Annotated in this window: 31 protein-coding genes, 3 pseudogenes and 1 riboswitch; of the genes and pseudogenes, 11 read left to right on the forward strand and 23 right to left on the reverse strand. The window is 65.8% G+C overall.

Annotated elements, in window-relative coordinates; translation table 11 throughout:
• Positions 1 to 9 precede the first annotated feature (9 nt).
• Complete coding sequence (locus FHJ30_RS10945) at positions 10 to 399, forward strand: hypothetical protein (protein ID WP_139029340.1); 390 nt, start codon at positions 10 to 12, stop codon at positions 397 to 399.
• A 20-nt stretch (positions 400 to 419) separates the two neighbouring features.
• On the opposite strand, the gene FHJ30_RS10950 is transcribed toward FHJ30_RS10945, so the two are convergent.
• Complete coding sequence (locus tag FHJ30_RS10950; RefSeq protein ID WP_104998094.1) at positions 420 to 740, reverse strand: chorismate mutase; 321 nt, start codon at positions 738 to 740, stop codon at positions 420 to 422.
• 19 nt (positions 741 to 759) lie between these two features.
• On the opposite strand from FHJ30_RS10950, the gene FHJ30_RS10955 reads away from it, so the two are divergent.
• Entirely contained in the window at positions 760 to 1,182 is a 423-nt protein-coding gene (locus FHJ30_RS10955; RefSeq protein WP_139029341.1) for a VOC family protein, read from the forward strand.
• 41 nt (positions 1,183 to 1,223) lie between these two features.
• Here the strand turns inward: FHJ30_RS10955 and FHJ30_RS21910 are convergent.
• Positions 1,224 to 1,661 (reverse strand): annotated as a pseudogene (locus tag FHJ30_RS21910) (SOS response-associated peptidase); the annotation flags it as partial.
• A 780-nt stretch (positions 1,662 to 2,441) separates the two neighbouring features.
• On the opposite strand from FHJ30_RS21910, the gene FHJ30_RS10965 reads away from it, so the two are divergent.
• Both FHJ30_RS10965 and FHJ30_RS10970 read left to right on the forward strand, forming a co-directional pair.
• The gene (locus FHJ30_RS10965) at positions 2,442 to 2,777 is read left to right on the forward strand and encodes a hypothetical protein (protein WP_139029342.1); all 336 of its coding nucleotides are present in this window, start codon (positions 2,442 to 2,444) and stop codon (positions 2,775 to 2,777) included.
• A gap of 81 nt (positions 2,778 to 2,858) precedes the next feature.
• Entirely contained in the window at positions 2,859 to 3,278 is a 420-nt protein-coding gene (locus tag FHJ30_RS10970; protein WP_139029343.1) for a HEAT repeat domain-containing protein, read from the forward strand.
• A 181-nt stretch (positions 3,279 to 3,459) separates the two neighbouring features.
• On the opposite strand, the gene FHJ30_RS10975 is transcribed toward FHJ30_RS10970, so the two are convergent.
• The 5 genes and pseudogenes from FHJ30_RS10975 to FHJ30_RS10995 all read right to left on the reverse strand — a co-directional run.
• A complete protein-coding gene (locus tag FHJ30_RS10975) occupies positions 3,460 to 4,179 on the reverse strand; it encodes an SOS response-associated peptidase (RefSeq protein ID WP_139029344.1) in 720 nt (239 codons plus the stop codon).
• A gap of 88 nt (positions 4,180 to 4,267) precedes the next feature.
• On the reverse strand, positions 4,268 to 4,684 hold the full coding sequence (locus tag FHJ30_RS10980) for a DUF6262 family protein (protein WP_139029345.1): 417 nt from the start codon (positions 4,682 to 4,684) through the stop codon (positions 4,268 to 4,270).
• The gene (locus FHJ30_RS10985) at positions 4,681 to 6,813 is read right to left on the reverse strand and encodes a tyrosine-type recombinase/integrase (protein ID WP_139029346.1); all 2,133 of its coding nucleotides are present in this window, start codon (positions 6,811 to 6,813) and stop codon (positions 4,681 to 4,683) included. Before FHJ30_RS10985 ends, FHJ30_RS10980 begins: the two co-directional genes overlap by 4 nt.
• Positions 6,800 to 7,978, reverse strand: a complete 1,179-nt coding sequence (locus FHJ30_RS10990; RefSeq protein WP_139029347.1) for a tyrosine-type recombinase/integrase — start codon at positions 7,976 to 7,978, stop codon at positions 6,800 to 6,802. Before FHJ30_RS10990 ends, FHJ30_RS10985 begins: the two co-directional genes overlap by 14 nt.
• A gap of 178 nt (positions 7,979 to 8,156) precedes the next feature.
• Positions 8,157 to 8,480 (reverse strand): annotated as a pseudogene (locus FHJ30_RS10995) (SOS response-associated peptidase); the annotation flags it as partial.
• A gap of 140 nt (positions 8,481 to 8,620) precedes the next feature.
• Here FHJ30_RS10995 and FHJ30_RS11000 point away from each other — a divergent pair.
• Positions 8,621 to 8,878, forward strand: a complete 258-nt coding sequence (locus tag FHJ30_RS11000) for a mycoredoxin (RefSeq protein WP_104998100.1) — start codon at positions 8,621 to 8,623, stop codon at positions 8,876 to 8,878.
• A 20-nt stretch (positions 8,879 to 8,898) separates the two neighbouring features.
• Here FHJ30_RS11000 and FHJ30_RS11005 read toward each other — a convergent pair whose 3' ends face one another.
• Positions 8,899 to 9,648, reverse strand: a complete 750-nt coding sequence (locus FHJ30_RS11005) for a lipoyl protein ligase domain-containing protein (RefSeq protein WP_139029348.1) — start codon at positions 9,646 to 9,648, stop codon at positions 8,899 to 8,901.
• Positions 9,649 to 9,664: 16 nt separating this feature from the next.
• Between FHJ30_RS11005 and FHJ30_RS11010 the strand changes: the two genes are divergently transcribed.
• A complete protein-coding gene (locus FHJ30_RS11010) occupies positions 9,665 to 10,057 on the forward strand; it encodes a DUF2177 family protein (protein ID WP_139029349.1) in 393 nt (130 codons plus the stop codon).
• Between the two features lie 5 nt (positions 10,058 to 10,062).
• On the opposite strand, the gene FHJ30_RS11015 is transcribed toward FHJ30_RS11010, so the two are convergent.
• The 3 genes from FHJ30_RS11015 to FHJ30_RS11025 all read right to left on the reverse strand — a co-directional run bounded on the left by FHJ30_RS11015 (position 10,063) and on the right by FHJ30_RS11025 (position 13,242).
• Positions 10,063 to 11,775, reverse strand: a complete 1,713-nt coding sequence (locus FHJ30_RS11015) for an AarF/ABC1/UbiB kinase family protein (protein ID WP_139029350.1) — start codon at positions 11,773 to 11,775, stop codon at positions 10,063 to 10,065.
• A gap of 5 nt (positions 11,776 to 11,780) precedes the next feature.
• Positions 11,781 to 12,323: a PadR family transcriptional regulator gene (locus FHJ30_RS11020; protein WP_139029351.1), complete on the reverse strand. Its 543-nt coding sequence runs from the start codon at positions 12,321 to 12,323 to the stop codon at positions 11,781 to 11,783.
• A gap of 115 nt (positions 12,324 to 12,438) precedes the next feature.
• Entirely contained in the window at positions 12,439 to 13,242 is an 804-nt protein-coding gene (locus tag FHJ30_RS11025; protein WP_139029352.1) for a thioesterase family protein, read from the reverse strand.
• A gap of 226 nt (positions 13,243 to 13,468) precedes the next feature.
• Between FHJ30_RS11025 and FHJ30_RS11030 the strand changes: the two genes are divergently transcribed.
• Complete coding sequence (locus FHJ30_RS11030) at positions 13,469 to 14,146, forward strand: endonuclease/exonuclease/phosphatase family protein (protein ID WP_139029353.1); 678 nt, start codon at positions 13,469 to 13,471, stop codon at positions 14,144 to 14,146.
• On the opposite strand, the gene FHJ30_RS11035 is transcribed toward FHJ30_RS11030, so the two are convergent.
• A complete protein-coding gene (locus FHJ30_RS11035; protein ID WP_139029354.1) occupies positions 14,143 to 14,646 on the reverse strand; it encodes an NUDIX domain-containing protein in 504 nt (167 codons plus the stop codon). The two genes, FHJ30_RS11030 and FHJ30_RS11035, sit on opposite strands and share 4 nt — an antisense overlap.
• A 71-nt stretch (positions 14,647 to 14,717) precedes the next feature.
• Positions 14,718 to 14,915 carry a DUF1918 domain-containing protein gene (locus tag FHJ30_RS11040; RefSeq protein WP_104999751.1) on the reverse strand — a complete coding sequence of 66 codons (198 nt, stop codon included), beginning with the start codon at positions 14,913 to 14,915 and terminating at the stop codon, positions 14,718 to 14,720.
• Positions 14,916 to 14,992: 77 nt separating this feature from the next.
• Here FHJ30_RS11040 and FHJ30_RS11045 point away from each other — a divergent pair, with 77 nt between their 5' ends.
• Complete coding sequence (locus tag FHJ30_RS11045; RefSeq protein WP_171058994.1) at positions 14,993 to 15,499, forward strand: metallophosphoesterase; 507 nt, start codon at positions 14,993 to 14,995, stop codon at positions 15,497 to 15,499.
• A 115-nt stretch (positions 15,500 to 15,614) separates the two neighbouring features.
• Positions 15,615 to 16,508: a glucose 1-dehydrogenase gene (locus FHJ30_RS11050; RefSeq protein ID WP_139029355.1), complete on the forward strand. Its 894-nt coding sequence runs from the start codon at positions 15,615 to 15,617 to the stop codon at positions 16,506 to 16,508.
• 3 nt (positions 16,509 to 16,511) lie between these two features.
• On the opposite strand, the gene FHJ30_RS11055 is transcribed toward FHJ30_RS11050, so the two are convergent.
• The 4 genes from FHJ30_RS11055 to FHJ30_RS11070 are packed head-to-tail and all read right to left on the reverse strand — an operon-like array spanning position 16,512 to position 19,237.
• Positions 16,512 to 16,967 carry a DUF1810 domain-containing protein gene (locus FHJ30_RS11055; protein ID WP_139029356.1) on the reverse strand — a complete coding sequence of 152 codons (456 nt, stop codon included), beginning with the start codon at positions 16,965 to 16,967 and terminating at the stop codon, positions 16,512 to 16,514.
• Positions 16,960 to 17,520: a DNA alkylation repair protein gene (locus tag FHJ30_RS11060; protein WP_139029357.1), complete on the reverse strand. Its 561-nt coding sequence runs from the start codon at positions 17,518 to 17,520 to the stop codon at positions 16,960 to 16,962. Before FHJ30_RS11060 ends, FHJ30_RS11055 begins: the two co-directional genes overlap by 8 nt.
• On the reverse strand, positions 17,517 to 17,876 hold the full coding sequence (locus FHJ30_RS11065; protein ID WP_139029358.1) for a TraR/DksA C4-type zinc finger protein: 360 nt from the start codon (positions 17,874 to 17,876) through the stop codon (positions 17,517 to 17,519). The genes FHJ30_RS11060 and FHJ30_RS11065 overlap by 4 nt, the downstream gene beginning before the upstream one ends.
• A gap of 20 nt (positions 17,877 to 17,896) precedes the next feature.
• Positions 17,897 to 19,237: a lytic transglycosylase domain-containing protein gene (locus FHJ30_RS11070; RefSeq protein ID WP_139029359.1), complete on the reverse strand. Its 1,341-nt coding sequence runs from the start codon at positions 19,235 to 19,237 to the stop codon at positions 17,897 to 17,899.
• A gap of 355 nt (positions 19,238 to 19,592) precedes the next feature.
• Positions 19,593 to 19,786, forward strand: a riboswitch (cyclic di-AMP (ydaO/yuaA leader).
• 3 nt (positions 19,787 to 19,789) lie between these two features.
• Here FHJ30_RS11070 and FHJ30_RS11075 point away from each other — a divergent pair.
• Positions 19,790 to 20,623 carry a LysM peptidoglycan-binding domain-containing protein gene (locus FHJ30_RS11075; protein WP_139029360.1) on the forward strand — a complete coding sequence of 278 codons (834 nt, stop codon included), beginning with the start codon at positions 19,790 to 19,792 and terminating at the stop codon, positions 20,621 to 20,623.
• 132 nt (positions 20,624 to 20,755) lie between these two features.
• On the opposite strand, the gene FHJ30_RS11080 is transcribed toward FHJ30_RS11075, so the two are convergent.
• The 5 genes from FHJ30_RS11080 to FHJ30_RS11095 all read right to left on the reverse strand — a co-directional run bounded on the left by FHJ30_RS11080 (position 20,756) and on the right by FHJ30_RS11095 (position 23,957).
• The gene (locus FHJ30_RS11080; RefSeq protein WP_139029361.1) at positions 20,756 to 22,231 is read right to left on the reverse strand and encodes a YdiU family protein; all 1,476 of its coding nucleotides are present in this window, start codon (positions 22,229 to 22,231) and stop codon (positions 20,756 to 20,758) included.
• Entirely contained in the window at positions 22,228 to 22,374 is a 147-nt protein-coding gene (locus tag FHJ30_RS21370) for a hypothetical protein (RefSeq protein ID WP_171058995.1), read from the reverse strand. Before FHJ30_RS21370 ends, FHJ30_RS11080 begins: the two co-directional genes overlap by 4 nt.
• Positions 22,371 to 23,375, reverse strand: coding sequence for a ribonuclease Z (locus FHJ30_RS11085; protein ID WP_139029362.1), 1,005 nt, complete (start codon positions 23,373 to 23,375; stop codon positions 22,371 to 22,373). The genes FHJ30_RS21370 and FHJ30_RS11085 overlap by 4 nt, the downstream gene beginning before the upstream one ends.
• 68 nt (positions 23,376 to 23,443) lie before the next feature.
• Positions 23,444 to 23,626, reverse strand: a complete 183-nt coding sequence (locus FHJ30_RS11090) for a hypothetical protein (RefSeq protein ID WP_139029363.1) — start codon at positions 23,624 to 23,626, stop codon at positions 23,444 to 23,446.
• Positions 23,627 to 23,744: 118 nt separating this feature from the next.
• Complete coding sequence (locus FHJ30_RS11095) at positions 23,745 to 23,957, reverse strand: hypothetical protein (RefSeq protein ID WP_139029364.1); 213 nt, start codon at positions 23,955 to 23,957, stop codon at positions 23,745 to 23,747.
• Between the two features lie 544 nt (positions 23,958 to 24,501).
• Here FHJ30_RS11095 and FHJ30_RS21670 point away from each other — a divergent pair.
• Positions 24,502 to 24,645: pseudogene (locus FHJ30_RS21670) on the forward strand (hemin transporter); the annotation flags it as partial.
• A gap of 117 nt (positions 24,646 to 24,762) precedes the next feature.
• Here FHJ30_RS21670 and FHJ30_RS11105 read toward each other — a convergent pair.
• The gene (locus FHJ30_RS11105; protein WP_240793671.1) at positions 24,763 to 25,920 is read right to left on the reverse strand and encodes a phenylacetate--CoA ligase family protein; all 1,158 of its coding nucleotides are present in this window, start codon (positions 25,918 to 25,920) and stop codon (positions 24,763 to 24,765) included.
• Between the last annotated feature and the right edge of the window lie 143 nt (positions 25,921 to 26,063).

Here is a 26,063-nt window from a genome sequence, read left to right on the forward strand (position 1 = left end):
GATGGTGCCATGAGTACCGATGACGCACTCCTCAAGCAGGCAATGATTCAGGCCCAGGACTCCACCCTCGTGGCAACGTTCGATATTGACGGAGCCATTCCGGGATCGGGCGCATACGTGGTGGGACTGGTCGGGGCCACTCCCGACTATTCAACACAACGGCGGCTATGCATTGAGTTCATGAATGGGGAGGCCATCGCGTTCTACTCGTTCAACCGGGAACAGGGCCTCGAAGAAAACTATGACCTTGCCGGGGTGACCCACTCGGAGAACAGGATCACGGGACAGTTTCCGCGCACGGCCATTAACGGCCTTGGGCAGGGGCACGTGATGTCGGCCTTCAGCGAGGCGGACGGCCGGGAATTCCAGTCCGGGGTTCCGGTGGAGGAAAACCTGTAAATTTCCAGGCTTGGGGCAGCTCAGCTGTTCCCTTTGTGGACCCGCATTTCGAGTTCGATGAAGCCGGAGATCATTGCCCGGTACGTGGACTCCACAATGTCCGGGTCTATGTCTTTTTTCTCCGCAGCCGAGCGGACATGCTCAATGATCCGTTCCACGCGGCCGGGGGCACGGACCTCGGCATCATCGCCTTTGAGGGTTCCGGCGATCCGGATCAGCCGTTCGCGGCGGGCGATGAGGGTGACAATCTGGTCATCCACCTCGTCAACAGCAATCCGGACGGCAGCGAGCTGTTCCTTGTCGGCCAAAGCATCTCTATCGTTTCCTTGAATTGTCGCCATCGTCTGACAGTATCGAAGCATGCAGCCCAGAGTCGACTTCATCTCACTAGGTGTCCGCAGCGTTTCCGCTTCCCGTGCGTTCTATGTGGACGGCCTTGGCTGGCCGGTCCAGCGCGAGCTTGCGGGGGATGTCGTGTTTATCCAGGTGAACCATGGTTTGGTGCTGTCCCTGTGGGACGTGCGCCAGATGCAGGCCGACGCCGGTGTGAGCCCGCCCGGGCCGGTCCCCTGCATCACGCTCAGCCACAACCTTCCCTCCACGGAGGACGTGGACCGGGTCATGGAAGAAGCCGCCGCAGCCGGGGCTGCCATCATCGCGGAGCCCATCACCCAGCCGTGGGGCGGGTACAGCGGATATTTCGCCGATCCTGACGGCTTCCGCTGGGAGGTTGCGTACAACCCCACGTGGAGAGTGGACGACGACGGCGCGGTCACCGTTTAGCGCCTGCCACCGGCCCGCGCCGGAGTGCTAGAGCCGGAGTGCTAGAAGAGTGCCTCCACGGGCCGGATGAGTTCCGGCCCGTTGTTCCGCACGTTGCCGACCTCTTTGCCCACCGAGTCCACGCGCCAGTCCGCCGCCACGTCCTTGACCCCCGCCCGCACCAGGTCCACCAGGCCGGCGGCGTCGTCGGCGGCGGGGTCAAGCCACGCCTGCATCGTTGCTTTGTCCATGGGCAGCGGCACGCGGTCGTGCAAGGCCGTCAGCTTCCCGAACACCGTTGACTCGCTGCCCGGCGGTGGGGTGTCAGCGGTGAGGATGGAGGTGGAGAGCATCCAGCCGCCCGGCTCCCCTGCCGGCCATGCGGGGTCCTTCCACCACTCGTAGAGCCCTGCGAAGACCAGCCCCTTCCCCTCGCCGGGATGCACGTAGTACGGCTGCTTGGACTTTCCCGGCCCCTGCTTCCATTCGTAGTATCCATCCCCCAGCTTATCTGTAGTTGTCTGTGTGTCGTCCCCGGCGGGTAAGCGTTGGAACTGTTGAAGACGCGTCTTTAATCCACCGACCTCCGCTGACGATATGGACCCCCTCACCGGACAGATCACTGGACTGACACTACGGGACGCTCTTCGGACCGGGGCTACAACGTCGCAGGCAAAACCGGCGTCCGTCCGGCAGACGACCGCCTTGCGGGACGCTTGTGGACGTCTATATGGGAGACCCCTTGCGGCCAGCGACGGGCGCTTGGTGATCGATAATTGGGACCAGACGAAGGGGCAAGATGGGCAAGCGGAAAAAGCTGAAACAGCAACAGTGGGGCATCGTCGTTCGCAAGAACGATGGCGAGATTCTTTACTACTGCTTGCCCACCGGACACCAAGGGCCAGAGTGGTGGAGCTATCGAGAAAACGAGGCTTTGCGGTTTGGATCCCAGGAAACGGCGTATTCACTGTGCCAAACGTGCCACGAATGCTGTCGCCTTGGAATATCGGATCGTCCCTCTGACCTCGTTGAAGGCATAATCCACCGAGCGGCGCTGCGGCCGAAAAAATGCAATGGAGCGAACGGAGACCGCAGCTAATTCGATGGCCTGGCGGCCAAGGCCGACGAAAAAGTCCCCCGGTCACAAAAAACCCCTCGCACAGCATACACACTCTACGAACTGCCCACTCAGGGTTGGTGGGTGACATCATTGAGCGTTATCTTGCCTTCCACGGGGTAGCGGATTTCGCTTCTCGGCAACCTGCACTTGGAGGCCACTGATGGACAACGCGACGAGGCTCCTCGTGCTCGCGGCTGAGGACTTCACTGGCCTCTGGGATATGGCGCTGGAGTTCTCGGGTAGCGACCGAAACGGGAGAGAACTAGCGAGCGAAGCCCTTACCCAACTCGTGATCGACGGGCTCGTCGAGATCTATATCGGCGGACCGCTGTTCAGTTCAAACCCCGATCCAGTGGCACCAGACCTTGTGGATGTCCTCCTTGCGCCTGGGCCGCAGTGGGCTGACCCCGAGCCGGGTGCACATGGTCCCTTCGTCTACGTTGCAGCCACAGATGCCGGCCGGACCCATCTGACAGCGATCAATTGGGGCGAATGAGAGAATTTCTTGACGGGGACCACTGCCGCGCAAAGTACGCACGGTTTCCACGAGACTCCTCACCCCGCGGAAGGATTTGCATTGATTATCTCGGCAGAGGAGTTTTTGACTTTGCGGACGAGTGATGATCCCGCGGAGCAGAAGCGGGCCAGCTATGAGGCGGCGGACGTCGCGGTGTGGCTCGATGTCATCGAAATGTACCCAGAGATGCGGGAGTGGGTGGCTTACAACAAGAGTGTTCCGCTTGAGGTTCTTGAAGTGCTCGCCTCAGACCCGGAGCCGAGAGTTCGCCGGGGAGTGGCCATCAAACGGAAGATCGGCACCGGGCTCCTGCAGAGGCTTGCTTCGGACGTTGATGACGGCGTGCGGGCCAGGGTTGCCCGCCACCACCGCGCAAGCCCGGAGATGCTCAAAGCGATGCTGGAGGATGAGTCGTGGGTCGTGAGGGAGGCGGCTGAAGAGGCTCTCGCGTCGAGGCCGGACACCCAAGGCGAGGCCTGAGTTGACTGGTGCAAAGGCGCATCGGTGGCACTTCGCTCTATCGCATCTAACCTCATATTGAGTCCCGATACTGCAGCCTTGCACGATGGGCGCGAAATGCCCAGCTGTGTCCCCCTGACCGTTCCCCAATCGGAATAGGAACCGCCGTAACAAGCTGCTGCGGGGCCCGCAAAATGGGGTGTCAGCTTTCGGCGGCGGCCGGTTGAATAAGCTCCGGACCGTCATTGCGGACGTTGTTGACACGGTCGCTGACCACACGTGGGACCAGGTGCGGTTCGGGCATGGAATCCAGCAGGGCGCGGACGTCTGCCTCGGAGGTCGTGTCCGGGTCGAGCCAGTCCGAATACATCTCCGGAGGCACGATCAGCGGCGTGCGGTCGTGGATGTGGCCCAGCGCATCGGAGGCATTAGTGGTGATGACCGTGGCAGTCCGCAGCCATTTGTCCGGGTGGTCGTTGGGCAGGGAAGGATCGGGCCAGTTTTCAAAGAGGGCGGCGAAGGCAAGAATCTGATTGTCCGGCCCGTAGAGGTATGTCGGGATCTTCCCGCCCTCAGGGGTTTTTTCCCACTCAAAGTATCCGTCGCCTGCGAGTAATCCCCGTCTTGCGGATGCAGCTTTCCTGAAGGAGGGTTTTTCGGTGATGGTTTCCATTCTGGCGTTGATGAGTCTCGCGCCGCCTTTGGGGTCCTTGGCCCAGGACGGAACAAGGCCCCAGCGGGCGGTGACTAACTTTCGTGTCACTGGTGCCCCGTCTCCCGAACTCCGGTCCAAAATCAGGGGGACCGTGTCGGTGGGGGCGACGTTGTAGGAAGGCTGGAGCTCATCGACGTAGGATTCCTCGACGTCGAAAGCCGCGAGGAGATCACCGACAGCTCTGCTCATGACGTATCTGCCGCACATAGGGCCATTATGCCCCGCTGCCAGTCGGCCGATCCTGTCCCCTCGCAGCAGACGTCGTCCGTTCATTGATGGAACGGGGATCCGTTGGCTAATCGGCCTTGGGCAAACCGGGGTGGCGCCGCAGCCGGAGAAGTTCGCCATGGGCGGCTTCCAGAGCCGCCTTGAGTCCGGAGATCTCCGCCCGATGCCGGGCCCGTTCGTCTCGGAGGGCGATGGTGAGTGTGCGGACGATGTTGCTTGTGGAGGTTGCCGCGGCGGGCTCGCTGGGCGGCACTGCCGCCCGCATGCCGGCAGTGCGGCTGCGAAGGTCTTGGATGCGGTTACGCAGATCAGGCGTGCGGTAGAGAAAGTCCTTGGAAACGTGGCCCGCCGTCGCGACCGCCTCAAAGGTGATGGGTGTACCGGCTTTCAGTAGCGCGCGTATGCCGGCGTCAGCGCGGTCCCGTGCTGCTTGGCGTTTTCGTGACGCGGCTTGGGCGAGTAGTTCCGGGTTGCCGCGGGTCATTGCGACTCCTGCGGATCGTGTCGGTCGGCGTTGATTCGGGTTTGCTCTCCTGCACCGCGGATTGGCTCGTGAGCATTATCCGTTTGTGTAGTGAGCGTTTCAACGATGGTCTTGAGTGCGCGCTGCTCGCGGCGGCGGAGTGTGAGCCATACGTGGTTTTCGCTCATCGGTCGTCCTGTGCGTTGCTGGTGCGCAGCCTGCCGGTTGTCGATGAGCTGGTCGAGAGCGACTGCCTCGCCTTCGTGGACGCCAAGGAATCGTTCGTCGGTGACGAACAGGTTGCAGGTGAGGCAGGCGTTGCCTTTGTCGCAGCTCTTTGCCGGGGGCAGTGTGCACCAGCCGTTTGGCAGCACGCGGTCGGTGCGTGAGTCCAGCGCCATCAGCTCATAGAGGTCCTCACCTTCGATCGCTGATGCGGAGCCCGAGGTTGTGATCTTGCGGTAGCGGAGGAACTCGGCTTTCGCTGTCGCGTCGAGGGTCTGCGCGTAGTGCATCGTCATTTCGGGGCTCAGGTGGCCCATGTAGCGCTGGACGACGTGCAGGGGTACGCCTGCGTTGATCAGGCTTGTCGCTTTCGTGTGCCGGAACCGGTGCGTTTTGCCCAGGTCCAGCGGGGTCCCGTCGGCTTCAGTCAACCCGGCGAGGGCAACGAGATGATGCAGTTGTTGTCGGAACCGTCCGTCTTTGTAGGGGTGCTGGCCGCGTAGATTGCCCTGAGCCTTCACGAACAAGTACTTGGGAGTCACCCCGGGATCGAAGTGTTCGGTGAGCCAGCGGCGCTGCTCTGCGATGATGGCGGTGACTTCCTGGTCGACGAAGATCGTGTCCGGCGCGTCCATGATTTTCGTCTGCTGGTAGCGCAGTTTCGCGATGTTCCCGCCTTCGGGCGTGGGGCCTTCAACCGGGATGATCGGATCCAGATCCAGCATGCAGATTTCATTGATCCGACGTCCGGTAGCCATCATCAGCAACAGAATGCGCATCCCCTGCTCGTCCCCTAATCCACCGTGCGGGCGAGGGACGCCGAGCAAGTGGGCATGTGACGCCAGCGCCGACATGACTGTGTCGGTGAACAGGTGCCGTTCGTCGTAGCGGTTCTTGTGAACGCGCGGGATGTCTCCCGGCCGCCAGAACCTCAGATACTCAGGACCAATACCAGTCCACCGCTCATCACCGACCGCGGCCGCAGCCTCCGGTCCGAAATCGTTCATGAATGCGTAGAGGCCCCGGACTGCCGCGGTAATCTGCGCAACGCTCCCGATCGAGCGCGGTTTACCGGTGTTCTTTCCATGGCGTGCTTTCGTCTGGCGGGTTTCGCCCAGGAACTCCAGCATTAGTGGTCGCAGTCGGGTAGGGTCCGGCGTGAGTCGCGGACCCGGCAGATTTCGGGCTGCAGCAAATTCTCCGAAGGGAAGGAGCGCGTTATGCCGGCCGTGCACGCTTGCCCAGGTCAGCTGGCCCGCCTCGAGCTGCGTCTTGACGTAGAACATCGCGCCCTGACGGAGCCACGTGGGTTGAAGTCTGTGCCAGTGGACCGCGACCTGCGAGAGCATCTCCTGGGGGCGCCGGGGGATACGCCGGTCCATGGTCAGGTCCCAGATCTCTCGTTGCCACCATGGCCTCGTGTCGTAGGCGAACCAGAGCAGTTTGCTAATCCGATCCAGCGAAGACGAGATGGTTCTCATGGTGTTTGGGTTCGGTAATTGCTTGGTGCGCCGGACCCAGGTCGTAGCCAGCTCGGTGCGCCATCCGGCCGGCGTGTAGTCCATCACGCTCTCGAACGGCTGGCCGGCCCGCTGCAGCCGTTGCGATGTCGCCGCGAGCTCCCGAAGGAGTAATCCCAGCGGCGCGCAGGGCACCCGGCCGCCGAGCTCGACGATGCGCCAGATCGCGAACATCAGCTCGTTCTGCATCGTCGTGGTCAGGCCGTCGAGGTGAATGTTGCCGATCTTGTCATGATAAAAACCGAATGAGCTCAGATGCTCGGCCGCGATCGAGTCGCGCGTGTAGTGCAGCAGCCGAAGGCCCTCGGGGACTGCGCTGAGCAGTTCCTCGTTCCGTGTCACATTGAAGCCCGGCGCTCCGCTGGCACTCAGGATCCCGACCATTTCTGCGTCAGATGTCCGCATGCCCGTCCCTCCATTGTTTTGTCGCGGCGGCCCAGTCGGCCAGTGCCCGTAACTCTTCGTCCTCAGTCACCCAGGCGTAGGTATTCAAGGTCGTCTGGACATCGGCGTGTCCGAGTCGTCGACTGACCACATGAATCGGTCGGCCAGAGAGAAGCAGGGCTGTGGCATGCGTGTGACGGAACCAGTGCGGGGACCACCGCGCCGGCACAAGGTCGCCAAGTACGCGCTTTATCCGGGCGATCAGCTTGTAAATCGTCTCTGGGCGGATCGGTGCGAAGCGCTTTCCGCCGGCGACGTTCACGAAGACGTATGACGCGTCGATGTCCTCCACCACCAGGTCCAGGCCCGCCTCGCAGAGGTGCCAGACGTACTCGGCGTAGAGGCGGTCCAGCTCGTCGGAAATGTAGAGCTTGCGGTAATTTCCGCCCTTCACCCGCGCCCCGTGGGGATGGGGCCGTGGGACGACCTCGATGTACGGATTCTCGCCGCCGCCAGAATGCCAGTCCCGATGCTGCAACGACAGCGCCTCGCCAAGGCGCATGCCTGTCTCCTCAAGCAAAGAAAAGAACAGCCGGTCCCTGATCGATCCCGACCACGACCTCGTGCCGGGGTCCCAGCGCGCGCAGGCTTGTTTGATGGAATCGATCTGGGCGGGCGTCAAGGTCGGTGCCGCCCGCCGTCGCCGGTGGACCTTCACCGACACCGACGCCGCACGAGAACCGCGTCGGATGTGAGTCAGGAACGGCAAGTACGACGAACTAGATTTCCGACCCAGGAACAGCGCCGGAATTCCCTCGATGCCGCGCCACTGCTGAAACACATAGAACGACCGAACCGCCTGCAGTCTCTGGGCCGCCGTTGCAGCCGCGATCCGCGCCGGTGCGGCGGACAACGATGCAACTCCCGGCGGAAGCCCCGACCGCATCCAGCCGAGGAACCCAGTAAAATCCTCAACACCGAAAACGTCCCAGCTCCGGCCGCGAAGCTCGAGGAACTCCCACCACAACGCCAACCCCCGCGCGTAAGCCTTCACTGTGTTCGGAGACGCGCCCGTCTGACGCAAGAACTCAAGATACGACTCGATCTCCCTGGCTGGCAGCAGGTCAGCGCCCAGAACAGTCCAAGTGGGCTCCTCGCCCTCCAACCGTATGCTTTGCACCCTCATCGCGCGGCTCCTTTGCCAAGCCCATAGTCCACCCGGCCGGCTCGCCCGCCACGCAACGACACGAAAGACGGCCGCAGCGTCAAAGACGGGTACCGGGTAATGCCGACTTCAACACTTTCCAGAGGGCAAAGTCTGACTGTTGAAGACGTAAAAGACGGGGACCTGGGAGTACCGGATAAGCCGGGACGGCACAGCGCCGCGACTGGACGGCCTTCCGGAACGCCGGCTTTTCAAGGACGGACTCACTGCGGGCGTTGATCATCCGCGAGCCGATGCCCGGGTCCTTGGCCCAGGACGGGACCAGCCCCCACCGGGCAACGTGGAGCTGGCGGACCTGCCTGGCCGCCGGCCCGTCATCCACCAGGCGTTCCAGGACGATGGGCACGTCATCGGTCGGCGCCACATTCCACGATGGCGGGATGCTCACCTCGTCCTCCAGCTCGGCGTCGAACTCGGCAAGCAGGTCCCCCACGGCACGTGCCATCACATAGCGTCCACACATGGCTCCAGCATGCCATCGGCACCAGGTGGTGTCATCCGAAGGACATGTGAAGGGCCTGCGGCCGGTGTTTGCCGGGGAATACAGGCCGCCACGTTACCGTTGACAGGAACGAACCCGTCATCGACACAGAGGAGAGCTCCGTGGATTTCACTCCCGACTCCGGCACCATCACCATGTTTTCCACCACCTGGTGCGGCTACTGCAACCGTTTGAAGAAGCAGCTGGATGCACAGGGCATCGGCTACACCGAGATCAACATCGAGGAAGTGGAAGGCACTGCCGAACTCGTGGAGCAGCTTAACGGCGGCAACCGCACGGTGCCCACCGTCCTCTTCCCGGACGGCACCGCGGCCACCAACCCTTCCGCAGCCGAGGTCAAGACCCGCCTCGCAGCGTAGGCCCTAAACCATGGCGCGGGTCATGCCCCCAGGCCGCTGAAGGAAGCGGACTGCAGGACGGCGTGGCCCGCGTAGGTGGCAAGAAGCGCATCTTCCACCGCGGCAACGTCCACGCCGGGGACCAGGTCGTCCACCGCCCCCGCGGTTGCGGGATTCCAGTCCAGTCCCAGCGCGGCATAGCTGTCCGTCAGCACTTTGCGGATGGGCGCGGAATTTTCCACCACAATGACGGAACTGAACAGCCAGCCGCCGGCCACCACGCGCTGCGCCGTGCCCACCAGCTTGACCTGGTGGCGGCCGTCAGCCGGGTCTGTCCCGTGCACGCTGAACTCGCCGGGGCAGTATTCACCGGGAATCTCGCCTACCGCCGCCTGGACGCCGACGCTGCGCAGCACCTGGGCAAACAGGTCCCCGAAGTAGCTGAACCTGGTTTTTGAACCGGCTATGGCATCGGCGTCCGGTTCTAGATGGTCCACCACCAGGGTCCCCTCGTGGTAGGCGGCCGCCCGCCCCCCGGCCCTGCGGACCAGGGGTTCGAAGCCATTGGCCCGGCACGCCTGCGCTGCCGCTTCAAACCCCGGCAACCGCGTGTCACGCTGGCCAAAGGCGACGGTGGGAGCGGGCCGGTAAAGCCTGAGCGTCGGGCCCAGGTCCCCCTCCTTGACCCTTGCGAGCAGTTCCAGGCCGAACTCCAGGTCACGGCCGGCGCCCAGCGACTTCTCCTGCCGCACAACGGTCAGCGTGCGGGGTTCCGGAGCGTCGTCGTTCATGTTGCTATGCTCCCCTATGGTCATATTGCAGTTCCTCGTGGTTGCCGCCGCCTTCGCGGCGCTTGACGCCGTCTGGCTCAAACTGATGAACCCCTTTTACCGCAGCCACATCGGCGAGCTGCTGGCGGACAAACCACACTTAGGTTACGCCGTGGCCTTCTATGCCATTTACATCGCCGGGATTGTGTTTTTCGCCCTTCGTCCCGCGCTCGACGGCGGCAGCTGGCTGACAGCCCTGGGTTATGGTGCGGCGTTGGGCGCCTTTGCCTACGCGACGTATGACCTCACCAACGCCGCCACCTTGAAGGTGTGGCCGCTGCAACTGATCGTGGTGGACATGCTGTGGGGCGCCCTGCTCACCGGACTGTCCACGGTTGCCGGCTGGCTTGTTTTCCAGGGACGCACCTGACGCCGTCACAGGCCGCGGCGGCCTGCCCAAAGCCCGTGCAGCAGCGGGACCACTGAACCGGCCATGAGGACGCTGCCCAGGACAAGGTCGTCTGCCCGCACCACGGCGCCGGCGACGAGCAGGGCAGCAAAAACAAGGGCCGACGCCGAGCGCCGGGCCCTGCGGTCCAGCCGGGCGAGCTGCCGCTCAAGGCGGGGATTGGCCACCGCGAGGGACCCTTCCTCGAGGCGGCTCGCCAGGGCGTCCAGGCGTTTCGGCAGGCGCAGGGCGATCGCCGCGGCCTCGACGGCCTGTTGGGCCGCGTCCTGCACAAGGTTGCCGCGCTCGTCACGCAGCAGCCGGGCCGCGTACGGTTCCACCGAGTCCCACAGGTTGAAACGTTCATCAAGCGAGCTGCAGACTCCGGACGTCAGAGACATCGCCCGGATGATCAGCAGGAAATTCTCCGGGAGCTGGAACGGCAGGGAGCGGACCACGTCACCGAACTCCACGGCGAAATCGCGGAATTCCTTGGGATCCACTTCACGGAGTTCAGCGAACCCCATCCCGCCGAAGCGGGCGAACAGGTGGATCATGGCCCTTTCCAGCTCCTGCCTGTCAGCGGACGGCACCAATACGCCGACGTCGTTGATCGCCGCCACCAGCCCCTTGCCGTCCCGGGCGGCGGCCGCAATCAGGAGCTTCCTCAATCCGCTGCGCGTGGAGGCGGTGACCTCGCCCATCATGCCGAAGTCGATGAACGTCAGTTTCCAGGGGTGTTCCCCGGAGCCGGTGGAAACCGGGGTGACGAAAATGTTGCCCGGGTGCGGGTCCGCGTGGAAGAAGCCGGTGGTAAACAGCTGGTCGAACATGACTGACGCGAACACCGGGGCCACTTCGGCCGGATCGATGCCGGCGGCACGGAGCGCCCTGGCCTCGGTGATCTTGATGGCCGTGACATCTTCGAGGGTAAGGACGCGCCGGGTTGTCCGCTCCCACGCGACGCGGGGCACGCTGACCCTGCCGTCACCGGCAAACCCGGCGTCGAAGCGCTCGGCATTTACCGCCTCGTGAAGGTAGTCGATCTCCTCGAAGCTTGTCTGAGCGAACTCCTCGACCAAGGCCGGGACGTCCGCCCGGCTGGAAACCATACGGATGCGGCTGAGCCATCCTCCCACCTTGCGCAGGGCCGCCAGGTCGACGTCGACAATGTCCTGGATGCCCGGGCGCTGCACCTTCAGCACCACATCGGCGAGTCCGGTATCGGCGGCGTCGGCAGGCAGGAGGCGGGCGCGGTGCGCCTGCCCCAGCGAGGCCGCCGCGACCGGTGTTTCCTCCACGAAGGCGAACACCTGCTCAAGCGGTGCCCCGAGTTCCTGCTCCGCAAGGGCGCGGATCGCGGGAAACGGAACCGGGGGAACCTCGTCCTGCAGGCCCTCAAGCTCCTTGGTGATCTCCGGCGGAAGGACGTCGAGCCTGGAGGACAGGAACTGTCCCACCTTGATCATCAGACCGCCCAGTTCCACCGCCAGCAGGCGGAATTTCCGGGCGAAGCCCTGCATCCGTTGCGAACGTGTCCGTCCGGCGATGCGGGCAAGTCCGATCCGCGGGAGGAAAAGCTCAAACCACCACGTCACCGCCAGGTTCCACGCGGCAAAGCGAAGGATACGGCGGTAGCGGGCACGGGTGTCTCCGGCGCCGGGTACCGGGGCGGGACGGTCCCGGTGGACAGGCGCCACCCGCGTCAGTCCTGGGCGAGGATCGAGTAGAGCCTGCGCCGTGCCTCGTCGAGCACTGCCACCGCCTGCCGCACCTGTTCCGGTGAACCCGTACGGCCAACCTGGGCGGCCGCCTGGGCCAGTTCCACGCCCGCCTTGGGCAGGGCAGCAAAACCGCCGGCCTGGGAGCCCACTGATTCCCAGGGGGCCGCCGCGGCATGGTCGTGCGCCACTTCCTCACGGCCGGCCTCGGTCAGCGAATAGATCTTGCGGCCGTTGGACTCCTCGGAACTGATGGTGCCCTCGTCCGCGAGCAGCTGCAGTGTGGGATAGACGGAGCCGGCGCTTGGCTTCCAGCTGCCGTTGCTGCGCTCCTCGATTTCGCGGATGATCTGGTAGCCGTGCATTGGCCGCTCCGCCAGCAGGGCCAGTACGGCAGCGCGGACCTCGCCTTTGCCGGCGCGGGTTCCCGCACGCTTTTCGAACCGCGAACGCAGTTCCTCGACGGCCTGCCACATGCCGTCAATATTGCTCCCCCCGAAGCCACCGGATGGATACGGACCACGCATGATGTTGCCCTCCTGTGAATCGTGAACGATATACAACGATACTCAACGACACAGGCCAAGAGCTAGGGGTATCCAGGATCCGTCCGCAGCCGTGGCGCCGGTCTGGGCGGCAGCGTCAGGTCCTGCGGATCGTGAGGATCTGCTCCGCACGCCCGAACGGACCCTTGAGGTCGTGCAGCACGGTGGACGTCAGGCCAATCCCGTCCCCGCCGAACGACACGGCGTTGTCCAGGCCCAGCCATTCCCCTTCGGGGCGGCGGTACATGTGGATCTGCAGGTCCAGGTTGGGGAAGGCGTAGCTGTCCTTGCCCGGGGGAACCCGCGCCGCGATGCCGTTGGCAGTGTCCACCATTCCCATCAGCCGGGCAAGGTCGCCGCTGTTGGCGCGGTCCGTCAGAGGGTGGTCCGTCCGGAGCCATACCTTCCCGGCACCCGGGCGGTGCCCTTCCGCCACCCGCATTTCGAGCGAGCGGATGTAGCCGCCCGGCCAGACGGACGCGCCGTCGTAGGGCTTGCAGTCCTCCGGACCGGGAATTGGGGTGTCCTCGATGGCCGCCACGCCCGTGGTATCGCTGGTGGCCAGCCGCCACGCGGTGGCGCGGATCGCCGTCCGCCCGCCCGCCACCAGTTCCGCCTGGAGGAGTTCGATGGTCTTCCCCGGCCGCAGGGTGGTGGTTTCGATGTGGAAGGCGCCGCCCGGGATGAGGCCCAGGATCTCGTAGCTGATCCGCGCCATCCGCATCTCCTCCCGGGGCTCATGCCGTTCCAGGCTGTCCGCCATCAGGCCTGACGCAGGCGCCATGTGCTGTTCATGCACGTTCCAGGCGCCCTGGGCATGGATGGTGGAACAGAAGCGTCCCCCGCCCAGGTCCTGGTAGTAGAAGCTTCCCTCGGCCAGTTCAGGCAAGTCTGCAGTCAACGCGGGCCCTCCGGTCATACTCAGTGAATTGGCCTTAACTCTATCTGCCGTCCGCCGGGGCCGGACTCACTCCACCGGTCGGCCGCGCGGGCCCCGCCGGAACCGCCGCACTGGACCACCGACCGGGGGGACTTCGCCGGACGCGGCGAAATGTTGGAGCCTGACAGGATTCATCCGACTAGACTCAGGAACTGGTCCTGTCAGCAACCCTCGGAAGAGGTGTTCCATGCGTGTCATCAGCTACAACCTCCGCAAGCACAAGGCGAGCGGTGAACTCCTCGCACTGGCGCGGAACCATGACATTGATGCGCTCTGCCTCCAGGAGGTGGATTCCAGCGACCTCCCCGAAACGCTGGGGCCGCTCCACCTGGCGGATGCCACGAAAGGTAACCGGCTGGGGCTCGCCATTTATTACCGCATGAGCCGCTTCACTGCCTTGGACACCCAGTCGTTCGCGCTCAAGAAGTCAATGCATGACCGGGTCCTGGCCCCGGCCCACGAACGCCTGATCGGCACCCGGGTGATGGACAACGAGACGCAGCATGAACTGGTCATCGGCTCGTTCCACGCCGCGCCCCTCACGGCGTCGAACTCGCTGCGGCGGAAGCAGATCCACGCCGCCCACGCTGAGCTGCTCAGCATGGGCAAGGGCCTGATGACCCTCATGGTGGGAGACTTCAACTATCCGTTCTTCACGAAGAACCTGGACATGCACATGAAGAATTCCGGCTATGCCCTGTCGCTCAGCAACAGGCGCACCTACACCCGGTACAAGGTGTTCAAGGGCCACTTCGATTTTGCGACGTCGCTGGGCCTGGACATCGAAAGCGTCGAAACGCTTCCCCGCGGAAACTCGGACCACCTCCCCATCCTGGTCCACGCCGAGTACGGTCCGGACTACTAGGCTCCGAGCCGTTCGCGCAGGGCGGGCCAGGATGCCTCGAAACCCGGGTGCAGTTCCAGCGCTGCCACGTCGGGCAGGGGCACCCACCGCAATTCGAGGCTTTCCGGATCACTGATCACCGGGTCGAAGGGCTCCCTGACCTGGACCACCACCGTGGTGTAGGACCAATAACCGACGTCAAACAAGGACGTGAAGAGTACCTCGACATTGCCGGCGGGTACGGCGGCTTCCTCGAAGGCTTCCCGCAGCGCGCCGGTGACGGGTTCCTCGCCGTGATGGAGCGCCCCGCCGGGCAGCCCCCATGTGCCCCCGTTGTGGCTCCAGACAGCCCGGTGCTGCAGCAGCACACCCTTGTCCGGATCGTACGCCAGCACTCCGGCCGCACCGAACCGCCCCCAGTAGCGGCCGCGGTCCCCTTCGACCCAGGCGTCGCCGGGGTCCCGGGGACCGGTGCGGACGGGCGGGGCTGAGGACGCGGTGGAAGCCGAAAAATGATCCATCGCTCCAGTCTGACAGGTGCCGTGGATGCGGTGCACCTCCCAGGCCTGCCGTCAGCCACGCCTGCCCTCAGTCAGGCCTGGTTCGCATGCCCGCGTTCGACGGCGAAATCACCACCGGGATACATGATGGTTTCGTGTCCGTCATCAAAGCGGACCAGATAGGGCGGCGTACCGCCCTGGCCCCGCACCTCCAGGATCACCCCGTGCCGGTCCGTGGCTCCCACGGTCCTTCCATGGACGATGATGCGGTCGCCTTGCGTTGCCTCCATGGCAATCACCTCCCAGCCCCAGATTACGACTGCCTCCCCGGCGGGGAAAGTGCCCGCGCCATGGCAGGATCTTGGCCATGCCGTTGAACCTTGTGCTCGTTGCCGATACCCATGTCCCCAAGCGGGCCCGGACGCTCCCCGCCCAGCTGTGGTCCGCCGTCGAAAGCGCCGACGTGGTGTTTCACGCCGGCGACTGGGTGGCGGCATCCCTCCTGGCGGAATTCGAACAGCGGAGCCGCTCACTGCTGGGCGTTTACGGAAACAACGACGGCCCCGAACTGCGCCGGCAGCTCCCGGAAACCGCAACGGCCACCCTCGAGGGCGTCCGCTTTGCGATGGTCCACGAAACCGGCCAGGCAAAGGGACGTGAGGCACGCTGTGAAGTGCTGTACCCGGAAGCGGACGTCCTGGTCTTTGGCCACAGCCACATCCCCTGGGACACCACCACCCCTCGCGGCCTGCGGCTGCTGAACCCGGGCTCCCCCACCGACCGCCGCCGCCAGCCGGCGTGCACCTACATGACGGCCGTGGTGGATGCCGGCCGGCTGGCCGAGGTCCGGCTGGTGGAGGTTCCCCGCGGTTGAGGCGCATCGCAAGAGGGTCCGCGGGGAGCGGGTTGGCAGGGCACGCCCTATTGCCTAGGCTGGAACGGTAAGCATGCTTAGCTTTTCCTTCCGACCGAGCAACAGGAGGACCGCCATGACAGACCAGTACACCTTCCGCAATCCGGTGACCGCCTACGGGAAAATTTCGCCGCCCGAGCAGCACCAGCCCGAGCCGGGGCTGGATGCGGAGCTCACGCCCAAGGCCGATCTCGGCGAGGACACCTACCGCGGCACCGGCCGGCTGGAAGGGCGGAAGGCGATCATAACCGGCGCGGACTCCGGGATTGGCGCCGCAACCGCCATAGCTTTCGCCCGGGAGGGCGCCGACGTAGTGCTCTCCTACCTGCCCGAAGAGGAGGAGGATGCTGCCCGCATCGCCGGGATCATCGAGGCGGCCGGACGCAAGGCCGTCAAGGTTCCCGGCGACCTGAAGGACCCCATCGTTTGCCGCGAGGTGGTGGACACCGCCGTGGCAGTCCTGGGCGGAGTGGACATACTGGTCAACAACGCAGGGAAGCAGGTGGCGCAGGAGGAGCTGACCGACATCAGCGACGAGCAGTTCGACCACACGCAGAAGACCAACGTGTACGCGATGTTCTGGCTGACGAAAGCCGCCCTCCCGCATATGCCAGCGGGATCCACCATCATCAACACCACCTCCATCCAGGCGTACAACCCATCCCCCACACTGCTGGACTACGCCACTACCAAAGCCAGCATCAACAACTTCACCAAGGGGCTGGCGCAGCAACTGGCCCCCAAGGGCATCCGCGTCAACGCCGTGGCCCCGGGGCCCATATGGACCCCGCTGCAGGTGAGCAGCGGCCAGCCAAAGGAGGAACTGCCGGAATTCGGGCAGTCCACCCCGCTGGGCCGGGCAGGCCAGCCCGCCGAGCTCGCGCCGGCCTACGTCTTCCTCGCGTCACCGGAGTCCAGCTATGTGGTGGGCGAAACCCTGAACGTCAATGGCGGCAGCCCCACGCCGTAGCGGTCAGTCCTGGTCCTGCTCCGCAAGCAGGGCGTCGGTGGCTTCGTCCGGCTGGCCGTCGAAGAACTGGGCAAGGACGGTCTTGAACACCGTTTCGCCGGGCGCCGCGCGGAGGAACAGGGTCATGGACGAGTGCAGCTTCCTGGCGTCGATGCCGCCCAGGATGTCCTCGGCGGTGCGCCCGGCGTGGTTGGTGAGCGCCAGGGCGCACTCCAGGAGCCGCGGGCCCAGGACCTCGTGTTCCAGGTACGCCCGGGCTTCGGCAAGCGATGTGATGGCATACTTCCGGGAGGTGGGGCTTTGCCCCAGGCCGGCGAGCTGCGGGAAGATGAACCACATCCAGTGGCCAGTCTTGTTGCCCACCTGCAACTCAGCCAATGCCTGCCCGAAGGTCCCGCCCTCCCCTGCGCCGCTGTCCTGGGCTGACACGAAGCGTTCCAGGTCATAGGGATCATTCATAGCTGTCTCCTTTGTGCGGGGTTTCAGGGCTGGATTGCTGCTCAATGAAGGCCGCAGCCCGGCGCAGCCGCTGGTCCGGATCCCGGCTCCACCTCGCAAGGACCACCCCTGCCCGCTGCCGGTCGCGTCCTGTCAGTCCAGCCAGTAGCGGCAACACTACGTCGGACAGCAGGGGATCCACCAACTCGGCGCTTCCGGCGGACCGGAGGAAGCCCTCGACCCGGGTCAGGTCGGAGTGCAGCAGGAGGCCGGCCCTCGACTGCAGGAGCACCACGGCCGCCAGCCGGCGCTCGAAAACCGGCCTGCCGCCGGGCTGGGGCCGGCCCCACAGCGCGGACGCCAGCAGGACCACGGCATCGTGGTCCAATTCCTTGAACTTCCGCAAGGCGTCCCGGATTGTTCCGCGCACAGCGCCCACGGAGGATCCGTAGGAGGCCAGCACCCCGCCCAGCCGGGCCTCGACGTCGTCCGCGCGGTACCAGGCGCCCTCATTTTGCAGGGTGCGGTCGATGAACCCCGCGGCGGCCGTGACCGAGTCCGGCGCGCCGCTCATCGCCCTCGTCCCGCGGCCGCGTGCTGGATGCAGAACGGTGTCCAGGGTCTGGCCTCCAGCCGTCCCTCGGCAATCGTTTCCCCGCAGACCGCGCAGATGCCGTACGTGCCGGCAGCTATCCGGTCCAGGGCGGCCTCCACCTGGTCAAGGCCGGCGGAGCTTTGCTTCAGCAGCGCAGCAGCCTGGGACAGCTCGAAGGCAATGGTTGACCCCTCTGGATCGTGCTCGTCGTCAACGTTCGAATCCTGGCGCGCAGAGTTGGCCGAAGCAATGTCGGCGCGGAGCGCCGGGAGCAGAGCCACCTTCCGCTTCCGTTCCTCCTCGAGGAGGACGCGGAACCTTTCGAAATCAGGCATGGGAAAAGCCTAGCGCGGTGTCAGTACCAGTTCTTGGCTACGGAGTGGTTCCACGCCGAGCACGGGGAGCCGTACCGCTCGCGGATGTAGCCCAGGCCCCACTCGATCTGCGTACGGTAGCTGGTCAGCCAGTCACTGCCGGCGCTGGAGTATTTGCCCGGCGGCAGCGCCTGTGGAATGCCGTAGGCCCCGGAGTACGGGTTGGTGGCCGTGGTCAGCCAGTTCGATTCCTTGGTCCACAGCTGGGCAAGGCAGAGGAACTGGTCCGATCCCCAGCCGTCGGCCCCCAGCCTGCCCGAGGCGTAGCTCTTGGCGCCGGCAGGATCGTTGACCGCACCTGCAGGAGCAGAGGGAACGACGACGGCGGGCGGGCTGGGCGGTGCGGCGGGCGGCGGAGCGGGGGCAGGCGGGGCAGGATTCGCCGGCGCAGGGTTACCGGCTGGAGGGTTTGGGGGTGCCGGCTGGGCAGGAGCCGGACGCGCCGGAGCGGGAGCGGCGGAAGGTTGCACCTTTGCCGCCGCGGCGGCTGCGGCCGCCCGTCGTCGCACGTCTTCCTCGGCCGCCGCCCGCTTCGCGTCCTGCGCCGCCTGGTATGTGGCCAGCGCAGCCTGGCCGCGCCGGAATTCGGCCTCAACGGCCGCCGTCGTGCCCTTCAGGGACGCCAATTGCCCGGTCAGTTCCTCGCTGCGCTGCTGCTCCTCGGCAAGCTGGCGGGCCATGGCTTCCTGGGCCGAGCGGGCCGCCGCAAGCTTCTCCGCCGCCTCGCCGGCCAGCCGTTCACGCTCGGCCCGGGCGGCCTTCTCCTGGTCGGCCAAAGAAGCGGTGATCCTCCCCGCGGCGGCGGCCTTGTCCACAAGCCCCGCCGTTTTGCCGCCCACCAGCTGGACCAGATTGAGCCCGTGCACGTTGTTGTTCTCGATCGCGTCCAGCGCCACGAAGAACCCCATGTTCGTGCCGCCGGTCTTGTAGGACTGGACGGCCAAGGCTCCGATGTCCCTATTGTGGCGGACGAGTTCGGCGTTGGCCTGCCCCGCCTGTTCCGCCAGGGCCCCTACCCTTGCGGTGGACGCAGCCAGGACGGCGTCAGCCGCTGCGGACTCGGCGGCGGACGCCACGGCTGCGGTGCCCAACGCCTCCGACTGCGCCTGCAGCCCGTCCAAAAGGCCGGTGATCCTACCGATCTCCGCTGCCGTACCGGCCTCGGTCAGCTTGGCCCGCTGCACGTCCTCCCACGAGGGGTAATCACCAGGCGGAAGGCCTTCTGCCGCGCCGGCGGGAGACAGCCAAACACTGCCGGCGAGGGCGGCGGCCAACAGTACCCCCGGCAGGACGTGCCGGGCATGTGTAACGAAACGCGACATAGTTCCGAAGCTTACCGGCCTCAACCTTCACTTTAAGGATGAGCGGCCTGCATCGTTATACAGCGGAGACACTCCCCATTACATCCGAGCTGAGCGCCCGGGCCGGCCACGAAGGGAACCTCCAAAGGCGGTCCACGGCAAGGTCATCCGCCCCAGGGTTTATGACTCTGTGACGATTCCATCTTCCTTCGGCGTACCGCCCGCATCTTCCGAGGTCAGCGCCGGAGGAAGGAAGAGTCGATTCGATGGCGTAAACCGAGAGGACGGCCTCGCATGTTACCCAAATGTGACAATCGGAGCCGGGCCGGGTTATGGTCTTCAGGTGTCCCTCCCACACGGGACATTCCCCTCAGCTTGCCGAGCCCTGCCGCTGACCCGGGAACCAATCGCTTTCCAGCTGGCAGGGACGGGGGAACCAAGTTTCCACGGCCTCTTTGAGGCCTTGGGGTTAAGTCGCTAGCGCCTCCGTTCCTTTTCGGAGTTGCTCCCGGCCGGGTATCTCCAACCCGAACCCGACAGCTCACCCCGCAGGCATGGGAGAGGCGATCTACTGTGTCAAAAAATTCCACCACCGCCCGTCACCGCGCGACTCCGGCCCGCTCCATCATCCTCGAAGGACTGGCCGTTTCGGCCAAGTCCCAAGCCAGGACCCTGGGCCGCCCGGCACTCGCCGTGGCAGCCGCATCCGGCATTGCCTTCGGCGTCGGCGCCCCGGCGCACGCCGGTGTGACCGGTCCGGACACCACCGAGACCACTAACGTCCAGGCCTCTGCCGCGCCGGCAGCAGCAGTTGCTGCCCCCGCCGCCGCAGCCGGTACCGTCCACACGGTTGTATCCGGGGACACACTCGGCGCCATCTCGGCCGCCTACGGCGTCACCCTCAACGATGTCCTGACCGCCAACGGACTGGCCATTTCTGCGGTCATCTACCCCGGCGACCAGATCCAGATCCCGGCTGCAGGCTACGCCCCGGCGGCTCCGGCCGCCGCACCGGCACCGGCTCCGGTCCAGACCGCTGCTGCCACCGCACCTGCCAACACGGGGATGAACCTGTCCTACGCGTCCGCCAGCACCGGTACGGGCACCGGCGCAGCTATCCTGGCCAACGCCTACAGCCAGGTGGGCCAGATCCAGGACTGCACCGCCATGGTTGAAGAGGCCCTGCGTTCTGTTGGCAAGTCCGTAGGCGACCTGGCCCCCGGCCAGTTCTACCAGTACGGCTCCACCGTGGGCTCCCCCGCCCCCGGTGACCTGGTGATCACCGCCGGCCATGTGGGCGTCTACGCCGGTGACGGCCAGGTTGTCAGCGGCGGCGTAAACGGCAACCAGACCGCTGTGCACTCCATCAGCTGGCTGAGCGGCGCATCCTTTGTCCGCGTAGCGTAACCAGCGGCAGCGGCACGTCCTGCTAGTAGCGGCAGGCCCGCCGTGCACACAGGGGCGGCAGCCGGGTTTACCGGCTGCCGCCCCTGTCCATTTCCGGTGAAGCCTCCTGGGCGTCCTGTTGCCCCGCAGCCGCTAGGTGCCGCAGAAGGTCAGGTATTTGCCGAAGTCCTCGGGCGGTCCCTCCGTGTAGCGTTCCAGCCCCTCGCGCTCCCGGAACGGGGACCTGACAGCCTCAAGCATCCGGTTGAACGGGCCAAGATCCCCCTCGGTGGCGGCGGCCAGCGCTTCCTCCACCAGGTGGTTCCTGGGGATGTAGGCGGGGTTCACGCTGTCCATGAGTTCGGCGTCGGGCTTCAACGCGGTCCAGCGTTCAGCCCAGGCGTCGAAAGCCGCGAGGTCCAGCACCATACCGCGGACAGTCCTGGAATTGCCCCGGGCCGCTTGGCCAAGGTTCCGGAAGAACCGCGTGTAATCAACCGGCCCATCTTTCAGCAGGCCGATCACGCCGTCCACCAGGTCCGACGCCGCGTCCCCTTCGGGCGTCCCGGCCAAGCCTGCCGGCAATCCAATCTTTGCCTTCATGCCGTTGAACCAGGCATCGCTGTACTGGCCGCGGAATTTGCCCAGGGCCTCCACGGCGGGGCCGACAGCCTGTTCCTGGTCTTCGTTGAAGAGCGGCAGCATGGCCTCCGCGAGCCGGGCCAGGTTCCACTCAGCAACCACGGGCTGGTTCGCGTAGGCATAGCGGCCGCCCACATCGATGGAACTGTACACGGCGGCAGGATCAAATGCGTCCATAAAAGCGCAGGGCCCGTAGTCGATGGTTTCCCCGGAGATGGTCATGTTGTCCGTGTTCATGACCCCGTGGACAAAGCCCACCAGCATCCACTTGGCCACCAGGTCTGCCTGGGCAGCCACCACTGCCTCGAACAGTGCAAGATAGGGGTGTTCCGAGCGGGCTGCCCCAGGGTGGTGCCTGCTGATGGCGTGGTCCGCCAAGCGGCGCAGCAGGTCCATGTTCTCGGTGGCCCGGGCGTATTGGAAGCTGCCTACCCGGAGGTGGCTGCTGGCCACCCGGGCCAGGACTGCACCGGGCAGCATCGTGTCCCGCCGCACCGGCCGTCCCGTGGCCACGACAGCGAGGGCGCGCGTGGTGGGAATGGCCAGGGCATGCATGGCCTCACTGACCAGGTACTCCCGCAGCATGGGCCCGATGACGGCACGGCCGTCACCCGCACGGGCAAAAGGTGTGCGGCCGGAACCCTTCAGGTGCACATCCCGCAGGCGCCCGCCCTCGCCAACAAGTTCGCCCAGCAGCAGCGCCCGGCCGTCGCCGAGCAGTGGCGAGTAGCCGCCGAACTGGTGCCCTGCGTATGCCTGCGCAACGGGGGTGGCGCCGGGCGGAACGTAGTTGCCCAGCAGGAGGCGCACACCTTCCGGCGTCCGCAGGTAGTCGGGCGCCAGCCCCAGCTCCTCGGCCAGGGAGTCATTGAGGACCAGCAGCTCGGGATCCGGCGCTTCCTCCGCCTGCCACGGAACGGCCAGCTCGGTTAGTTCGCGGGCAAAACGGCCTTCGAAGGCGACAGTTGATTCTGCTGCAGCAGTCATGGGTTAACCCTATCTCCGCCGTGTGTCCGGCGGTGGACGGCAGAACCGGCGACGTCGGACGCCGGCAGGCCAGGCACACGGGTGAGGGTGGGTTCCTTGCCGTGGGCGGTGACACCGGGCAGTTCGTCGGAAGCGGCGTTCATGGGTGACCTCCAGGGGTTGTTGAATGGCGTGGCCCTGGTGCAGCGGAGGGTTCCGGTGCAGTGGACCGTTCACGCGCGGTGGACTGTTCAGGCGCAGTGGAGCGGGTCCCGGGCCAGGTGCGCCGCCGGGGAAAGGGCACGCGCTGCAGGTCCTGCGCGGCGATGACGGTGGTGTCCCCCGCGCGGGCCCTGGCCTGGGCCGCCAGCGGTCCGGCGTCGTCGCCGTACCGCGAGGAAAAATGCGTCAGCACGAGGGTCCCAGCGCCCGCCCCCGCAGCAAGTTCCCCTGCCTGCCCGGCGGTGAGGTGGCGGTACTGGCGCGCAAGCCCGGCGTCGTCATCGCTGAAGGTGGCCTCCGCAACAAGGAGGTCGGCGCCGTCGGCCAGCTCTTCGGCGCCCGGGCAGGGCGCTGTGTCCATCACGAAAGCGAAGCGCTGGCCTGGCCGCGGAATACTGACGTCGTTGAGGCGGACGCCGGCAAGGTTCCCGTCGCGCTGCAGGCGGCCGATCGCGGGGCCCGCTATTCCTGCTGCGGCGAGGCGCTCCGGCAGGAGGGTGCGGCCGTCCGGTTCCGCCAGCCGGTAGCCGTAGGTCTCGATGCGGTGCTTCAGCGGCCGGACGTCCAGGCCTTCGGACACCGCACCGCTTCCGCCGTGGGGTTGCAGCCTGAGGTCGATTCCCGGTGAACTGACGGACACGAGGGCGCGGACCACGTCCTCGCCGGATGACGGGTAGTGGAGGTGGACGGGGTGCGCCACGCCGTCCAGGGCCATACGGGACAACACTCCCGGCAGCCCAAAACAGTGGTCTCCATGGACGTGGGTAAGGCAGATGCGGGTGATCTGGCTGGCCGGGACGCCCGCATGGATCATTTGGCGCTGTGTTCCCTCGCCCGGGTCAAAGAGGAAGCCCTCCCCGTCCCAGCGCAGAAGGTAGCCGTTGTGGTTCCTGGTCCGGGTGGGGACCTGGGAGGCCGTACCCAGGATGGTGAGTTCACGCATGGCAGATGGGACCAAAAAGCAGGTTCCGGACGAGTCCGGGACCTGCTTTTTATGGTTGCCGGGACGGCCTAGCGCCGCCGGAGCATCCCCATGATTTTGCCGGCCACGCCACCGGGCCTGGCTCCTGCGGCCCCCGTTGTGCCGGCCGCCCGGCCCGTGGCGTTCAGTCCGGTCCGGCGCGGTGTTCCGGCGGTCCCGGTCCTGCCGGAGAATCGTCCAGCGGCATTCCTGATCATGCTTCCCAAGTTCATGTGAAACTCCTTCAGTGTTGATCCTGCCAACCGATATTCATCAGCCTGCTTATCATTTTAGCGCAGTTTGGCTGAAGCCGGGGGAAGCAGCGGAAGAGCCTTGGGGAATGGTGCTGGCTCAGTGGAGGAGCCACGATCCGTCCTGCGGCGGACCAGGCTTCCGGCGCAATTTGCGGACCAGGTAGAGGAAGGGCCAGGCCAAAAGCCGCAGCAGGCCCGCCGTAACCAGCAACGCGAGCACCAGGACAATAACCGGCGAATACAGGAGGAATACCCCTACTGCTGCCGCAACATAACCTCCGATGAAGGCCAGGACGGCCCCTGTATCCATTGAAACTCCTCCCAATTTGGATCTTGGGCCTCGTCGCAGGGATGCCCAGCAGCGGAGGTGCCAGGTGCGGGGGGACCGGTAGCCCGTGGGAAAGGACAACGGATTTAGGCGGCCACCGCACACCCCTCCGGGATGCTGGAGATGTCATCCAATCTGCTGTGGCGGCCGCATGCTTCCTAACGGTCATCCAAGGCTACTCTCCCCGCACGAAGGGGGAAAGCCGAAGCCCCGACGCCGGGCAGCCCGCTCGTCGGGGGAGATCCCGGGCCGGAACAACGGGCAATTGCCCCTACCAGCGGCAGTGGGGTGGTCTCTTCGACGCCGTGCACCTGGCGCGTGGGACGATCTGGCGCACCTGGCGGGTGGCCGAGCGTCCAGGAGACGGACGACGTCGTCACTTTCGCCGTGGAGCGTGTTGATGAGAGGGAGGTGAAGCCTTCCCTGCCCGGGCTGTACGTCACCATCAGGATGCTTATGAAGGACGGGGTCCACCAGCCCCCGGCAGTACAGCCCTACGCGTGCCAACGACGGCAGGCACCGCCCCTTCGCTGTCAAGCGGGTGCACGGGCAGGGGGCGCCTGACGGCGAAATGTCCAACCTCCTCCACAACGACGTGAAGGTGGGCGACGAAGTGGGTGCGGAGGGGCCTCATCGCCCGGCGCGTTCCGCCCAAGGACATCCAGTATGAAGTGTTCGGTCCCGACGATTGGCTGGCCGGCTTCCAGTAAAGGAAAGCCATCATTTCGTGACGGGCGGCTACTTCCTCGTGGACGGGCGGTCTGGCGTGCAGGCACGCTGCCCAGGCTTACCGCTTGAGGCGGCGGACGAAGGGGGCTTTGCCCAGTGGGGTCCGTTCCAGCTGGTCCACCACTGACACGGATACCGGGGTATTCGTGACTCCGGCCGCCGTCAGGGCTCCGGCCACCGACGCCTGGATGCCCGCCGGAGTGCTTCCCGCCGCCAACCCTGCGATGAGTACCCGCAGACCGCTGCGTTCCTGAACCACCTGCCAACCCGAGGCCGCAGCCTGGTCCAGGACGTGGTGGAACACGATCGGGTGAATGCTGACGATGCCCGCCCTGCCTGGCAGTTCCAGCACGTCCTCCAGCCGGCCTTCAATGTCCTCCATCCGGATGAACGAACGCCCACAGGGGCAGCCCCGCTGGCCCAATGCCACGCTGTCGGACAGTTCGTATCGGATCAGCGGCAGCGTCCGCGAGAACAGGACGGTGACCAGGAGCTTCGCGCCCGCTGTCCCGGGAGGCACCGGAACCCCTTCCCGGTCCACTGGCTCGATGATGAGCAGGTCCTCGTAGACATGCCGGTTCCGGTAGGCGCACGGCGATGCGATACCAGCCGTCTCCGTGGCGGCGTAGACATCGAAGGGTGCGCTCCCCCAGGCCTGTTCCAGTTCCTGGGCCGCGTGCGGAGTGAGCACCTCCGAGGCCGACATCACGGCCTCGGGAGAGATCTTCAGGCGTCCGGACAACTGTTCAGCCGCCAGTGGGCGGAGCGCTGAGGCGTAGCCCACCAGCACCCGGGGCTGGAACCCGTTCAGTGCCGCCACCGTTTCGTCCAGGGGCGCGGTCACGTCCAGGCGGAGGGTGGGGACCAGGCCCGATCGCAGGGAAGCTCCAACGACGGCGGACTGGTGGGTGGGGACGCGCGAGCTTACCAGCGCCATTTTCAGCGGCCGGGTGGGGCCCGCCGCTATTCCGGCCCAATCATTGGCGCGGGCATAGGAGGCCAGCACCTGCGCCCATTCCGGACGGCTCCACGCGAATATTCCGCGCGGACCGGCGGTCCCGGCCGTCGCCGCGGCCCACCAGCGGCCCCTCCAGGGCAAGCCCGGATCGCCGCCCTCCGATGCCAGGGTCCGGAGGCGCTGTTCCAGCTCCGCCAGGCTCAGGTCACGTGCGGTCAGGGCCTCGTCGAAGTGGCCCATCAGGTCAGCCTTGGTCACAGGCGGTAACTGGGCAAGCGGAGCGCTATGCAGCCCTGAGTGATGGCGCCGGTAGAACCCGGACCCGGCATAAGCCGCCGTCCGGAGTTGACGCAGGGCGCGTTCCTGGTGCGCGGCGATCCGGGCGGGGCTCCAGCGGTCCC

It is taken from the genome of Arthrobacter sp. BB-1 (genome assembly GCF_006151685.1).
Classification (GTDB): domain Bacteria; phylum Actinomycetota; class Actinomycetes; order Actinomycetales; family Micrococcaceae; genus Arthrobacter.